Annotated in this window: 12 protein-coding genes; 4 read left to right on the top strand and 8 right to left on the bottom strand. The window is 74.9% G+C overall.

Translation table 11 applies throughout. The features are described 5' to 3' along the window. The 3 genes from ACSNOK_RS21905 to ACSNOK_RS21895 form a co-directional block, all read right to left on the bottom strand. On the bottom strand, positions 1–2,224 hold a 2,224-nt coding region (locus tag ACSNOK_RS21905), incomplete at its 3' end, for an FUSC family protein (protein WP_436782442.1). 161 nt (positions 2,225–2,385) lie between these two features. Next, a complete protein-coding gene (locus ACSNOK_RS21900; RefSeq protein ID WP_436782441.1) occupies positions 2,386–2,931 on the bottom strand; it encodes a type 1 glutamine amidotransferase domain-containing protein in 546 nt (181 codons plus the stop codon). A gap of 85 nt (positions 2,932–3,016) precedes the next feature. Beyond that, positions 3,017–4,153, bottom strand: coding sequence for a hypothetical protein (locus ACSNOK_RS21895; protein WP_436782440.1), 1,137 nt, complete (start codon positions 4,151–4,153; stop codon positions 3,017–3,019). Between the two features lie 425 nt (positions 4,154–4,578). Here ACSNOK_RS21895 and ACSNOK_RS21890 point away from each other — a divergent pair, with 425 nt between their 5' ends. Beyond that, positions 4,579–5,763, top strand: a complete 1,185-nt coding sequence (locus ACSNOK_RS21890; RefSeq protein WP_436782439.1) for a DMT family transporter — start codon at positions 4,579–4,581, stop codon at positions 5,761–5,763. Positions 5,764–6,021: 258 nt separating this feature from the next. Here ACSNOK_RS21890 and ACSNOK_RS21885 read toward each other — a convergent pair whose 3' ends face one another. Both ACSNOK_RS21885 and ACSNOK_RS21880 read right to left on the bottom strand, forming a co-directional pair. Continuing rightward, on the bottom strand, positions 6,022–6,579 hold the full coding sequence (locus ACSNOK_RS21885; protein ID WP_436782438.1) for an NUDIX hydrolase: 558 nt from the start codon (positions 6,577–6,579) through the stop codon (positions 6,022–6,024). Between the two features lie 118 nt (positions 6,580–6,697). Beyond that, positions 6,698–7,582, bottom strand: a complete 885-nt coding sequence (locus ACSNOK_RS21880; RefSeq protein ID WP_436782437.1) for a LysR family transcriptional regulator — start codon at positions 7,580–7,582, stop codon at positions 6,698–6,700. A gap of 148 nt (positions 7,583–7,730) precedes the next feature. On the opposite strand from ACSNOK_RS21880, the gene ACSNOK_RS21875 reads away from it, so the two are divergent. Continuing rightward, positions 7,731–8,513 carry an alpha/beta fold hydrolase gene (locus ACSNOK_RS21875; protein ID WP_436782436.1) on the top strand — a complete coding sequence of 261 codons (783 nt, stop codon included), beginning with the start codon at positions 7,731–7,733 and terminating at the stop codon, positions 8,511–8,513. A 96-nt stretch (positions 8,514–8,609) separates the two neighbouring features. Continuing rightward, positions 8,610–9,569, top strand: a complete 960-nt coding sequence (locus ACSNOK_RS21870) for an alpha/beta fold hydrolase (RefSeq protein WP_436782435.1) — start codon at positions 8,610–8,612, stop codon at positions 9,567–9,569. 13 nt (positions 9,570–9,582) lie between these two features. On the opposite strand, the gene ACSNOK_RS21865 is transcribed toward ACSNOK_RS21870, so the two are convergent. The 3 genes from ACSNOK_RS21865 to ACSNOK_RS21855 form a co-directional block, all read right to left on the bottom strand. Beyond that, the gene (locus ACSNOK_RS21865) at positions 9,583–9,957 is read right to left on the bottom strand and encodes a hypothetical protein (protein ID WP_436782434.1); all 375 of its coding nucleotides are present in this window, start codon (positions 9,955–9,957) and stop codon (positions 9,583–9,585) included. 197 nt (positions 9,958–10,154) lie between these two features. After that, positions 10,155–10,550: a roadblock/LC7 domain-containing protein gene (locus tag ACSNOK_RS21860; RefSeq protein WP_051072525.1), complete on the bottom strand. Its 396-nt coding sequence runs from the start codon at positions 10,548–10,550 to the stop codon at positions 10,155–10,157. A 338-nt stretch (positions 10,551–10,888) separates the two neighbouring features. Beyond that, on the bottom strand, positions 10,889–11,887 hold the full coding sequence (locus tag ACSNOK_RS21855) for an Lrp/AsnC family transcriptional regulator (protein ID WP_436782443.1): 999 nt from the start codon (positions 11,885–11,887) through the stop codon (positions 10,889–10,891). A gap of 257 nt (positions 11,888–12,144) precedes the next feature. On the opposite strand from ACSNOK_RS21855, the gene ACSNOK_RS21850 reads away from it, so the two are divergent. Beyond that, positions 12,145–13,704: an MFS transporter gene (locus ACSNOK_RS21850; protein ID WP_436782433.1), complete on the top strand. Its 1,560-nt coding sequence runs from the start codon at positions 12,145–12,147 to the stop codon at positions 13,702–13,704. Positions 13,705–13,721 lie beyond the last annotated feature (17 nt).

Below are 13,721 nucleotides of genomic sequence, written 5' to 3'. Positions count from 1 at the left end.
CCCCGCCCGCGTCGCGGACCACTCCCGCCAGCCAGGCCTCCGCGTCGGCGATCAGCAGGACGTCGGACGCCGTGGCCGGTGACGTGTGCCCGGCCGCCCAGCGCAGAGCCCCGGACGCCTCGGCACACGGTGGGCGGCCGGGGCCGGGGCCGGGCCCCCGCCCCGAGCGGAGGGCCTCTGCGGCCGCCAGGCACTCGGCCGCCGCCCGTCCGGCCAGCCCCGCCAGCTCCGCGCCGGCGGCGGGTGGCAGCGGCGGGCGGTCGCCGTCCCGGCGCCGGGCGAGCATCAGGGAGCCACCGCCGACCGCCTCGTACACGGGCAGCATGAACGCTTCCCAGGGCGGGTTCCGGCCGTCCCGTGAGGCCGCCTCCATGTGGTACTGGAGGTACGTCCCCTGTGCGAGGAACAGGGCCCGCCGCGCCGCCGCCAGCTCCTCCACGCCGCCGTCGTGCGGGCGGACCAGCCGGTCGGTCACGGCCGGGCACGCCGCGGCGGCCCGGGTCAGGGAGCGGGCGATGTCGTGCCGCAGTTGTCCGGCCGCCCCCCGGGGCCAGGCGAGCAGGCTCGCCACCGCGCCGATCCCCCCGCCGAGCAGGACGGTGAGCAGCCGGACGGCGGGCAGGTCCCAGTCGGGCGGCCCCACCTGCCCGAAGACCAGGACGAGGGCGATGGTCACCACGCCCTGGGTCCACGCGGGGCCGAGCACCGGGCCCACGGTCAGGCCCACGAGCAGGAAGAGGGGGGTGAAGGCCGCGTAGAAGACGGTCGTGCCGTCCGCGGCGAGCAGCATCCCGGTGGCGAGGGCGCCGCCCACGACCGTCCCGACGACGCCGGGGACCAGCGCGGCACGGGTGTCGGCCGCGGAGGTGCGCATGAGGCTGAGGATCGTCAGCAGCACCCAGAAGCCGTGCGGCAGTTCCAGGGCGCCGACCAGGAACCGGGCGCCGGCCAGGGCGAGGGAGAGCCGGACGGCGTTCCGGAACAGGACGGACGTCGGCGCAAGGCGCACGGTCAGCCGGTGCCACCACCACGCCGCGGTGCCGACGCCCGCGTACGCGAAGGGGCTGCCCGGATAGTCCCAGACGGCGGACAACCGGCCGCCGGCCGCCAGCCGCCCCGCCTCGCACGCCACGAGAGTCCCTTCCACCACCCGGCGGACCACGGCGTCCTGACGCAGCCGTTCGGCCGTGGCCCGGTCGAGCCCCCGGGCCCGCTCCTCGTCGAACGCGGTCAGCACGGCGGACAGATCGTCGCCGCTCTCCGGAACCCGGACGTCCAGGTGTGCCGACGAGCCGTCCGTACGCGGCGACGAGCCGTTCGTACGCGGCGGCGGGCCGTCAGTGCGCAACGACGAGGCGGTGCGCCGCAGGGAGTCCGCGCAGTGCCGCAGCAGCCCGGGCGCGTCCGGTACGCGCCCGCCGTGGTCGTCGACGATGCCGTCGAGGAGGTCGCGCACATGCCGCACCGCGGCGCGGGTGTGGACGAGGGCCCGGTCCCGGTGCGCGGCCGAGGTGGGGCGTTCCGTCGGCGGCACCGCGGACAGCAGCGTCGCCGCCAGGGCCCGGTCGGCCGCTTCCCGCGGGCCCCGGACGTCCGCGGCCCCGCCGTCGCCCGCCAGGAGGCGCCCGACGGCGCCGCAGTAGTCGGCCGTGGCCTCGGTGGCGTCGGCGAGGAGCGTCCGGTAGGGGACGGCCGGCGGCTCGCGCCACAGCAGCCGGTCCACGAGGGCGGTGAGCAGGACGCCGACGGTGAGGCCCGCCAGGCGGGCGGGCAGGGTGTCCGGCGCGTACGGCGGGAAGCACGGGAGCACGTAGTAGAGCTGGAAGGCGGGCGCCGGCCCGGCCGTCCGCGGCCCGCCGTTCGCGAGCAGGGAGACGACGAAGCCCACGACCAGCATCCCCAGCGCCGCCGTCCAGTCGTGGACCGCGAGGAGGGTGCCGGCGGTGACCAGCGCCCAGCCGACGGGCAGCGTCAGCAGCACCGTCCTCGTACGCCGCGGGGGCGGCCCCGGGATCGAGGAGAAGAGGATCAGGGGCAGCGCGCCGAACATGGCGAAGAGCGCCATGTCGCGCCGGCCGAAGGCGTAGGCGAGCGTGTAGAACCCCGCGCAGCCGGCCACGGTCAGCCACGTGGCGCGCCGCAGCGCCTCCGGCCCGCCCGGAGCGCGCAGGAGCCGGCGGAGCGGTCCGCCCGTACCGGGCCGCGGATCCGATGTGCCGGTCACAGGGCCACGGTAGGGGAACCGCACTCCGCCGCAACTCGGCCGACGGCCGCCTGTGTCCTGCCAGGACGGGAGGGGAGGCCGCCGACCGGCGCGGGCCGGGCTCGCGCGGTCTTGTGCGGTCGGACCTTCGCCGTCAGACCTTCGCGGTCGGACCTTCGCCGTCAGACCTTCGCGGTCTGGCGGAACTCCTTTACGAACGCCGAGCAGAAGGCCGGCAGGTCGCCCGGCTTCCGGCTGGTGATCAGCGTGTTGGGCCCGCCCGTGCACACCTTCACCTGCTCGTCCACCCAGGTGCCGCCGGCGTTGCCGATGTCGGTGCGCAGGCTGGGCCAGGAGGTCAGGGTCCGGCCGCGCACCACGTCGGCCTCCACCAGCGTCCACGGGGCGTGGCAGATCGCCGCGACCGGCTTGCCCGCCTCGAAGAAGTCCTTGACGAAGGAGACGGCGCCCTCGTGCATGCGCAGCGCGTCCGGGTTGGCCACGCCGCCGGGGAGCACCAGGCCGTCGTACTCCTGGACGGACACCTTGTCCACCACGTCGTCGACGGGGAAGGTGTCGGCCTTGTCGAGGTGGTGGAACGCCTGCACGCTGCCCGACTCGGTGGAGACGAGCCGCGGGGTGCCGCCGGCGTTGCGGACCGCCTGCCACGGGTCGGTCAGCTCGACCTGCTCGATGCCTTCCGGGGCCACGAGAAATGCCACCTTCATGCGGTGATCTCCTTGTTCCTGCTCGTCTGGGCTTGTCCGGATCCGTCGGGATCCGCTGTCACGACGGTCACGGCGCCGGGGGCCGTCACGGGTAGCGGCAGATGCCTCCCGTGCCCTGGGCCGGGGTCCGGGCCTCGCCGGGTTCGAGAACCCGCACGTCGGCGCCGGTCAGCAGGGCCGCCCGGACCGCCACGTCCGCCAGGCGCCCCTGGTGGGGCTCCCCGCCGCCGTCCGGCGGCAGGTCCTCCCGGCGCTCGGCGAGCTCGGCGGGCGAGTCGCCGAACCAGGCGGTCCGCTGGTCCCGCGGGTCGTCGGTGACCGTCAGGGTCCCCACCCGGCCGACGGCGAGCGCGTCGAGCGTGGCGCGGACCCCTTCGACCGCGTGCCCGCCGGGCGCGAGCTCATGCTCCAGCGTGCGGAGCAGTTCCGCGGTGCGGGCGTGGCCGGCCCGGGCGACCTCCGTCTCGGTACGGGCCGTGCGCACGGCCGCCGAGCCGTCCGCGGACCGGCTGCCGCTGACGTGCCCGACGGTGACGTCCCGGCGGACCCGCGCGGGCAGGTGCTTGGTCAGGTACTGCCGGGCCCGGACGTCGCCGGCGACCAGCAGCAGGGAGGCCGACACCTCGGAGAGCGCCTCGTCCACGGCCGCGGCGACGACCTTCGCGTTCCGCTCCCAGGAGTCCTCGGCCCGGTGCTGGAAGCGCATGTTCGGCAGGCCCGGGCTGCGCAGGATCTCGTCGTCGGTCCCCTGGACCGTGCGCCGACGCGCCTCGGTGCCGCCCTCGGGATGGATGAGGAGGTCGGCGCCGGTGCGGTCGACGACGGCCACGACGTGCGCGGGGTGCTCCTGCCGCCACTCCAGCAGCGGCAACAGGTGGGGCACGTCGGCGTATTCGGCGATGTCGCCGTGGTGGCCCCCGGGCAGTTCGGCGGCGTGGCGCACCTCGCCGTGCGAGGCGAAGAGGGCGAGGACGCCGGTGCCGGGGAGCGCGTCCATGACGCGTGTCGTGAGCGCGTCGACGGTGGCGGCGTCGGCGCCCTCCCGGGCGAGCCGGGCGGCCAGTTCACGCCAGCGGGCCCCGGCCTCCTCGGCCCGCTCGGGGCGTGCTTCGCGGTCGAAATAGACGGAGGCGAACGGGCCCGGCGCGGCCAGCAGCTCGCGCAGGGACCCCAGATCGGTCCGAGTGGCGTTCCGGGTGGCAAACCGGGTGGCAGTGGTCATGCGGACTCCTCCTCCCGGGCGGTTCCCGCCCACCCCTCCAGCTGAGCAGATGGGGCACGACGGCGCACGCTGGGGCGCGTACCCCAAAACCACGCCTCGACCGGCCGGTTACAGGTCGTGACGGAATGAATGCTCTCTGGAATCATTGGAGTTGAGCGGGTCGAGGAGGGTCGGCGCCCCAAGGAGGGGAGGGCGTCCGGGGCAGCCTCGACCCCTCCGTGCGTCCTGGTCGGGTCGGATGGGGTCTGTGCGCCGGCGGGCACATCTCAAAGCCATCCTTGGGTTCAGTAACGGAATTCATTATTCGACTTATGGATGGATTGCCGCTAGCGTCGAAAGCGGCCCGGGAGCGCGGCAACGACCGCCTCCCACCGGCCCTTTCCGCGATTCTCTGCACGTCAGCTACCGATGGGCGGTGACCTCCCATGCCGGCCGAGCGCCGCACGACGTCTCCCTGGACGTTCATGGCCGCGACGGCGATCCTCTGGGGGTCCGCCTTCCCGGCGATCCGCGTCGCCCTCGACGGCTACTCCCCGACGGTCATCGCCGTCCTGCGGCTCGCCTGCGCCGTGGCGATTCTCGTCCCCTGCGCGCTCACCGGCCGGATCAGCCGGCTGCGGCGGGCGGACGCCCTGCGGATGGCGGGCTTCGGCCTCACCGGGATGACCGCCTACCAGCTGCTGCTGTACGCGGGGGAGCGGCACGTGGAGGGCGGCACCGCCGCCATGCTGGTCGCCACCTCGCCCGTCTTCGCCACGCTCCTCGGCATGCTGGTCCTCAAGGAGCGGCCCGGCGCCCGGGGCGTCGTCGGCCTGCTGGTGGCGCTGGGCGGAGCCCTCGTCGTCGCCACGGCCGGCGGGGCCGGCGGCGGCTCGCACGCCGGCATGGCGATGATCGTCCTCGCCGCCGCCGCGCAGGCCGGCTCGTTCGTCCTCCAGAAGCCGCTGCTGCGCCGCTACTCCGGCCTCGACTGCATCTTCTACGGCAGCCTCTTCGGTCTGCTGCCCCTGCTGTTCGCGGTCCCGGACGCCGTACGGCAGTCGGCCGAGGCCGGCTGGCAGCAGGGGGCGGCCGTCGGCTGGCTCGGCCTCGGCTGCACCGTCCTCGCCTTCTGCACCTGGTCGCGCGTCCTCCGCGCCGCGACGGCCGCCACCAGCTCGCTGGTTCTCTACGCCGTGCCCGTCGCGGCCCTGGCCCTGGACGCGGCCCTGTTCGGCAACGTCCCGGCGCCGATGGCCGGCGTCGGCGGGCTGGTCGTGCTGCTGGGCGTGGCCGTCGCCGCGACGCGGCGCAGGCCGCCCCGGCGGGTGGCCGGCGCCGGTACGCCGTCCCCCGACGGCATGCCGTCCGGCGCGGACGCGTCGTCCCGCTGCGGCGGTACGTCATCCGGCACCGCCTCGTCGGTCGGCACCGCCTCGTCGGTCGGCACCGCCTCGTCGGTCGGCACCGCCTCGCCGGTCGGCGACGGGAGCCCGTCGGCGGAAGCCGCCACGGCGGAAGGCGCGACGGCGGAAGGCGTGACCGGGGAAGGCGCCATCGCGGCGGACGGCGGCGCGGCAGGCGGCGGGGAGCGGTCGCGCGGGCGGCACGCGGTGGCCGCCGGCCGCTGAGCCGGCCGCTCAGCCGGCCAAGGCGGCGGCCAGACTGCGGCCAAGGCGGCGGCCAAGGCCCCTCATTGGCACCGCCGTCAGTGGCATCGCACCCCCGTCGGTGGCGCGCGTCTTGGCGTCGGCTCTAGTGGTGCCGGCCCGGTCGTCAGCGACGCCGCCCGCGCCCTGCCTCGCCGCTTCGCTCAACCCACGTCACTCGCGCCCCGCCGGATCCGTGCCGCCCCCAGCCCCCCGCACGGGCCCGCGCCGCGTCGGGCGTCAGCCTTCCAGCAGCGGCCGCACCCGGGACAGCGTCTCGCGCACGTTCTCCTCGGTCACCATCCCGAGTGCCTCGTCCAGGTCCGCCCAGTGCAGCTCCGCGCCCGGATGCTCCGGACGGGCCGCCTCCGGCGTCCCGCTCGTCAGGACGAAGCGCAGGTCGGCGTGCTCGTGTGCCGGCTCCCGGTCGGACGCGGGCACCGGCAGGACCCCGACGTACACCAACTCCCCGCCCGGCCACGGCGCCAGGTCCGTCAGCGCCGTCTCCTCCCGCCCCTCCCGCAACACCACGCCCAGCGGATCGTGCTCTCCGGGGTCCCCGTGCCCGCCCACCAACAGCCATGATCCGTGCAGCGGGTGCCGGCGCAGCAGCACCCGGCGGCTCTCCCGGTGCACGATCACCGCCGTCGCGGTGAGGTGCAGGGGCAGGGAACGCGCCCAGGGGTCGTCGTCGGCGGCGAGCAGCGCGCGCACCCGCTCGACGGCGGCGGACTCGCGCTCGTCGGCGGGCCGGTAACGGGTCACGAGGTCCAGGACGGACCGGCGGGGTGCGATCATGTGCGGCATCCTAGGGAGCGGCCGTCCAGGGCCCAACGGAATTACGGGGGGCGGCCTCTTCCGGGCCCGATCGCCGCCTCCCGTGCGGAGCTTCGGCCCCGCCGACGGGAAGCCGCGCTCACCCGGCGGCGTGGTGGCACGCCTCGATCAGCGCCCGCAACTCCGCCCTCGGCGGATCGGGACGCACCGCCAGGTACGCCCGCATGACCGGCGCGGGATCCCGCAGCCGCCGGAAGACCACGCCCGGGACCGGCAGTTGGTCGGCGTGCGGCGCGTAGAAGACCGTCCACGACGGCTTGCCGTAACCGATGGACGCCAGGGTGTCCTGCGCCGAGGTGAACTCGGGGCCGAACTCGGGGACGAAACCGGCCTCTTCGCAGGAGCGCACCACCAGGTCGTACAGCGCGGGGTTGCGTTCGCGGCGGGAGAGGCGCAGGGGGAGCCCGGCCAGTTCGGCCACGGCGATCGTGTCGCGCACGGCCAGGTCGTGCCGGGCGGGCAGCGCGACCATCACGTCGTCCTCCCACAACGGCAGCAACTCCACGCCGGGGGCCGCCCGGTCGCCCCGCAGCAGGGTCGCGTCCAGCTCGCCCGAGCGGACGCGCCGGAGCCGTTCGTCGGTGGGGGCGGTGACCAGTTCCACCTGGGCCAGGGGAGCGCGCCGGGCGAAGCCGTCGAGGATCGCCTCCAGCCGGGCGCCCAGCCCCGAGCTGGTGCCGAGCCGCAGGGTGGCCGCACGTTCGGTGCGCAGCTCGTCGACGGCGGCCCTCGCCCGCTCCCGCGCGGCGAGCACCTCACGGGCGTGCGGCAGCAGCCGGCGTCCGGCCTCCGTCAGGGCGACGGCGCGGGTCGTCCGGTCGAAGAGCGGCATGCCCAGCTCCCGCTCCAGCCGGCGCACCTGCTGGCTCACCGCCGACTGCACGATGTGCAGCCGCTCGGCGGCCCGCCCGAAGTGCAGCTCCTCCGCCACCGCCAGGAAGTACTCGAACTGCCGGAGCTCCACGCCCCCGCCTCCCACCCGCACTGATCATGATTCGTGATGAGTGTAGGCGCGCTTCGCCTCTTGGTCGCGGGCGCTCGCCGCGATGGAGTGGGGATCACCGACGGACCGGCAGCAGCGCCCGTCCGGCCGCCCGGAAAGGGGCTTCCCAATGGCCTACGCGCACGTCAACGGCGTCACGCTCCACTACGAGGACGAGGGCACCGGGCCGGCCCTGCTGTTCCTGCACGGCTGGGGCACCAGCGGGCGGGTGTGGGGCGCCCAGCTCCCCGCATTCGTCCCGGACCACCGCGTCGTGACCGTCGACTGGCGCGGCTGCGGCCGCTCGGACCGGCCCGCCGAGGGCAACGACATCGGCACGGTGGTCGCCGACCTCGTGGAGCTGATCGGCGCCCTGGGGCTGGACCGGCCCGTGGTCGTCGGCTCGTCCATCGGCGCCGTCTTCGCCCTCGAACTGGCCCTGCGCCACCCCGAGCTGATCGCGGGGGCGGTCTCGGTGGACGGCTCCGCCCACTGGCCGACGCTCGAACCGTCCTCCTCCGACCTCGCCGCCGGCCTGCGCGAGGACCGGGCGGGCACCCTCGCGGGCTGGGTCCCCGGCTGGTTCGGGCCGGACGCCTCGCCGGTGCTGGCCGACTGGACGATCCGCCAGATCCTGGACTCGGGGGTCTTCGTGGACGGGCAGTTCGACCAGGCCCTCGCGTACGACCCGCGCCCGGCGCTGCCGGGGCTTCGGGTGCCGGTCCACTACGTCCACGGGGAGCTCAGCCACATCCCGGTCGCGATCTCCCGGGAGTGCGCCGAGCTGACCCCCGGCGCCGAGCTCCGCGTCATCGCCGGTGCCGGCCACATGGCGCACCAGGAGCGGCCCGCCGCCTTCAACGCGGCGCTGCGGGGCCTGCTCGCCGTCATGCGGGACGGCGTTCCCGCGTAGTGAAGCGCCCTGCCTCTCTTCCGCTTTGACAGCCGAAGCCGCGCAAACCGTAGAAGCCGCACAAACCGTAGAAACTGTAGAAACGGACACCCTTCCATGCCCACCACCACCGTCTCCCTCTCCCGCGGCGAGGCCGCCGTCGCCTACGACCGCACCGGCTCCGGCCCCGGCCTGGTCCTCGTCCACGGCACGGGGACCACCAAAGAACAGTGGCAGCCCCTGACCGCGGCGGTCGCCGACCGCTTCACGGTGGTGGCTCCCGACCTCTCCGGATCCGGTGCCACCACCGACCACGGCGGCCCCCTCACCATCGCCGACCTCGCCGACGAGGTGCTCGCCGCCGCCGACGACGCCGGGTTCGGCACCTTCCACCTGGCGGGCCACTCGCTGGGCGCCGTGGTGGCCGCGCACCTCGCGGGCACCCACCCCGGCCGGGTCCGGTCGCTGGCGCTGCACGCCGGGTGGGTCCGGACGGACGCCCGGATGGCGGCGGAGTTCCGCTACTGGCTCGCCCTGCTCCGTGCCGACGCCCTGCACGGCACCGGCCTGTTCGCCCGGATGCTCCCGCTGATGGCCTTCGGCCCGCGGTACTGGGAACACACCGACGCCGCCGCCTACGAGGACTTGGTCCAGGCGCTCTCGGGGATGATCGCCCCCGGCACCGACCGGCAGGCGGAGGCCGACCTGACGGTCGACCTGAGCGCGCTGCTGGGCCGGATCACCGCGCCCACCCTGGTCCTGGCCAGCGCGCACGACCGGATCATCGGAGCCGAGCAGCAGCGGGCCCTGCTGGCCGGTATCGCGGACAGCCGCTACGCGGAGATCGACGCCGGGCACGGCGCCCCCGGGGAGGACCCGGAGGGCTTCGTCACGAAGCTCGCGGCCTTCCTGGACGAGCGGCTCGCTGACGAGCGGTCGGCTGACGAGCGGCTGTCGGACGAGCGGCCGGCGGAGGAACGTCCGGTCGGCGAAGGACCGGCCGTCGAGCCCCCGGCCGTCGAGCCTTCGGTGAACGAACCGTCGACGGGCGAGCGGGAGCCGGCGGGCCTCCGCTGACCGCCGGCCGGCCTCAGACCTCCAGGTCGGACTCGATGCGCTTGAGCTGGTGGCGGGCCATCGCCAGGTTGGCCCGCTGGGAGTCCAGGACCAGGTACAGGAAGAGGCCGTTGCCTCCGCGCCCGGTGAGCAGGCGTATGAGGTGGTACTGGGTGCCGAGCGTGATGAGGATGTCCTCGATGCGGTCCTGGAGGTTCAGCATCTCCATGGCCCGCAGCTTGGCCCGTACGACGTCGGTGTTGGCCGCCGCGGCGACGTTGAGGTCGATGGACTGGGACCCGCCCAGGGTGCCGAGCGCCATGCCGCTGCCGTAGTCGACGAGTGCGACGCCGATGGCCCCCTCGATGGAGTTCATCGCGTCCTTGAGTGCCATTTCGGTGTTGGCCATGAGATTCCGCTTTCGGTGTCGAGAGGGGTCGGTGTCGAGAAGAGTCAGTGCCGGTCGGGAGGCGGGAGGCGGGGGGCGCGTGGGACGCGGCTGGGCCGAGTGCGAGCGGGCCAAGCGTGAGCGGGCCAAGCGCGAGCGGGCTGAGCGAGGGGGCGCCCTTCCGGGGGTGCTCGTCCGTCGCGACCCGGGACGCGTTCCTACGGCTGCCGCTGCCGCTGGAGGGCGCCGTCGATCAGGGCGCCGAGGCGGGGGCAGGCCCTGCGGGCCTCGATGTTGAGCCGGCCGACGTTCGCGTCGGCGGTGGCCAGCAGGGTCAGGACGCTGGCGGTGCCCGCCGCGTAGGTGGCGACGTAGCCGAACTCGCCGTTGACCAGCAGTTCGCGGAAGCCGCCGTGACCGACGGCGTCCGTCAGCCGGGCTCCCACGCCCAGCGCCGCGGCGGTCAGCGCGGCCACTCCGTCGGGTTCCGCGTTGGCGAGCAGATGGGCGATCACCAGGCCGTCCGTACTCGCCACCATCGCCCCGGTCAGATAGGGGACCCTGACTCGCAACTCCTGTAACTCGGCGAGCACTTCAGGTGGTGCGGCGGTCATCGACTGCCTCCTTCCGGCGAACTGCCTCAAGGCGCGCCTCATCATGGGTTCGGTGGAGTCGGAGTCGGGCGGGTGCACGGCACGGTCACACAATCCTCTCCCGCCCTCGGGCGATTACCGGTGGCGTCTCCGTTGCGACGGAAGGTATGCGAAAGGAGCGTGGTGGCGGGAGGGTTTCGGCATTTTCCCTCGGCACATTCGCCGACCGCCGGTCAGGGGAGTGGGCCGGAAATCGACGTTTCGATTGGTCCGGACCAGGTTTGGGGTCGCGGTCTCCGGCACCTCCGGTCCGCGAGCCTTCCGTTTCCTCCGGACGAGCCGGCGACATCCGGCGCGCCTCACCACTGCCCCCACTCCGGAGTCCACAGCGGCCCGGAGCACTTGACCGTGCGGTGGATGGGCGCGGTGCCGGTGCCCAGAATCCCGGGCAGCGCCGCCACCGGACCGGTGAGATAGCGGTAGAACGCCGTGACGTCCGGCGTCGTGACGCTGGCGTGCACATTGGCGTCCCCGGTGGTCGCCGCCGCGAAGGGCACCTCGGGGTGGGAGGCGAGCGCCCTGCCGACCTCCTCGATCCGGGACGGCTCGACATTCAGCCGCAGCAAGGAGCGGAAATTCCGCTGGAGCACCCGCGGGTGGTAGTCCACGTCGAAGTAGAGCACCCCGGCCGCCCGCAGCTCCGCCATCCGGCGCCGCACCGTGGTCTGCGACCAGCCGGTGGCCGTCGCGAGCTCTCCGACGGAGGCCCGGCCGTCCAGCGCGAGGACGTCGAACATCCGGCGGTCCTCCGGCCCGACCGGGAACGGCGGGGCCGGGTCGGCGGGCGGAACGCCCGGCGCCTCCCGGGGTGTGAGCGCGGCCACCTGGTCCGCGGACAACGGGCCCGACTTGGTCAGCAGGCTGCAGTCGTGACCGAAGAAGACGTGCAGCAGGGAGTGGGCCGCGACGTCCACCACCCGTGGCGTGCCCGGCAGCTTCTCCAGCAGGAGGGCGTCCTCCCCGGGGCGTTCGGGGCGCACGAGGCAGGTGATCTCGGTGCCGCCCGCCGCCAGATTGATCCAGGTGGTGTCCCTGCGCCGGGCCAGCGCCGCGCCGATCTGCGCGGACGCGCTCGGCGCGCAGCGGATCCGGACGATCCACGGCGCCTGGCCCATGCGCAGCGGCTCGGTGAGGCCCAGGACCCGCAGGACGCCCGCCGACCGCAGCCGCGTATAGCGGCGGGCCACCGTCTGGTCGGAGACGCCGAGCACCTCGGCGATCCTGCGGAACGACGCCCGGCCGTCGATCTGCAGGGCGTGGACCAGAGAGTGGTCGGCGGCGTCGAGCGGCGGCAGCACGGAGCGCGACGGGTCGGGCGCGGCGCCGAGCGTGGTGCCGAGCGCGGTCGCGAGCGTCGTACCGAGCGGGGAGTCGGGCAGGGGGTCGGGCAGGGAGCCGGACGGGATGTCGAATTCCACCGCCCCACGGTAAAGGATGTCGGATTTCACCGCCCGATGGGTCCTGGCTGGGGTGAGGGTGCCCTTCCGGCGGATCGTTCCCGTCGCGGGGCGACGCGGCGACCCGTCCGCGGCCCCCGAACGAACGGAGTAAGCACATGCGCAAATGGTGGCCCTTGGTGGCGGTGAGTCTGGGCGCCTTCATCCTGCTGGTGGACGTCACCATCGTGAACGTGGCCCTGCCGGAGATGGGAGACGACCTCCACGCCGACTTCTCCTCCCTCCAATGGGTGGTCGACGCCTACGCCCTGTCCCTCGCCGCGCTGCTGCTGGTGGCCGGCTCGCTGGCCGACCTCTTCGGGCACCGCCGGCTCTACGCGGTCGGCCTGACCCTGTTCGCCCTGGCCTCGCTGGGCTGCGGACTCGCCCCGAACGCGGGCGTGCTGGTCGCCGCCCGCGCGGTGCAGGGCGCCGGCGGCGCCCTGATGTTCGCCACCTCGGCGGCCCTGCTCGGCGCCACCTACCAGGGCCGGGACCGGGGTACGGCCTTCGGGATCTGGGGTGCCGTCAACGGCGCCGCCGCGGCGGCCGGGCCCATCCTCGGCGGGCTGCTCACCGAACACATCGGCTGGGAGGCGATCTTCCTCGTCAACCTGCCGATCGCCGCGGCGGCCGTGCTGCTCACCCTCCGCGTCGTCCGCGCCGACCGGCCGCGTACCGACGCGCGGCGCGCCCGGGTGGACATCCCCGGCGCCGTCACCTTCACCCTCGCCGCGGCGGCCCTCACCTACGGGCTGATCCGCAGCACCGAGTCCGGCTGGACCTCGGCCACCGTCCTGGTGTCGTTCGCCGTCACGGCCGCCTCCCTCGTCGGATTCGTCCTCGCCGAGACCCGCGCCGGACGCCGGGGCGAGGTGCCCATGCTGGACCTGGCCCTGCTCCGCCGGCCGTCCTTCGCCGGCCTGATGGGCGGCGCGCTGCTGTTCCAGGGCGGCGCGTTCGGCGGCCTGGTCCTGGTCTCCATCTGGCTGCAGTCCGTGCTCGGCCTCGGCCCGGTGGAGAGCGGCCTGGCCCTGACGCCGATGGCCGTGGCCTCCTTCCTGGTGGCCGCGTTCGCCGGGCGGTACACCCAGCGGCTCGCGCCGAGGCTGCCCATCGGCGTCGGCCTGCTGCTGGTCGCCGTCGGCATGTACCTGCTGTACACGGCGATGTCCGCCGACGCCGGCCGCTCGGCCCTGGTGCTCGGGCTGGCCGTGGCGGGGGTCGGTGTCGGCCTCGCCACGCCGGTGCTGGTCTCGGCCGCGACCGGCAGCGTGCCGCCGCGGCGGATGGGCATGGCCGCCGGCGCGGTCAACACCTTCCGCCAGCTCGGCACCAGCCTCGCCATCGCCGTCCTGGGCGCCGTCTTCACCCACGCCGCCCGCGCCGACCTCTCCGGCGCCGTCCCGGACGCGCACGGTGCCGCCTCCGCCCTCGCCGGCGGCCAGGCCCAGCGCATCGTCGCCGCCGCGCCGAAGGAGCACCGGGCCGCGGCCGAGGACCTGGTCCACCGCGCCTTCGCCGACGGCCTCCAGTCCGTCTTCCTCTGGTCCGCCGCCGCGGCGGTCCTCGGCGGCCTCCTGGTCCTGGCCCTCGTCCGCCCCAACCCGCCGCACCCCCCGACACCGGCCGCCTCCGGCGAGACGGAGCCCACCCGGGACACGGCCGTCAGGGCGTGACCGGGCGGGGTTCGGGT

Source organism: Streptomyces sp. URMC 126, from assembly GCF_051386555.1.
GTDB lineage: Bacteria > Actinomycetota > Actinomycetes > Streptomycetales > Streptomycetaceae > Streptomyces.
Note: the sequence above shows the minus strand (reverse complement) of the source record. Positions and strands in the feature narration are given on the sequence as shown.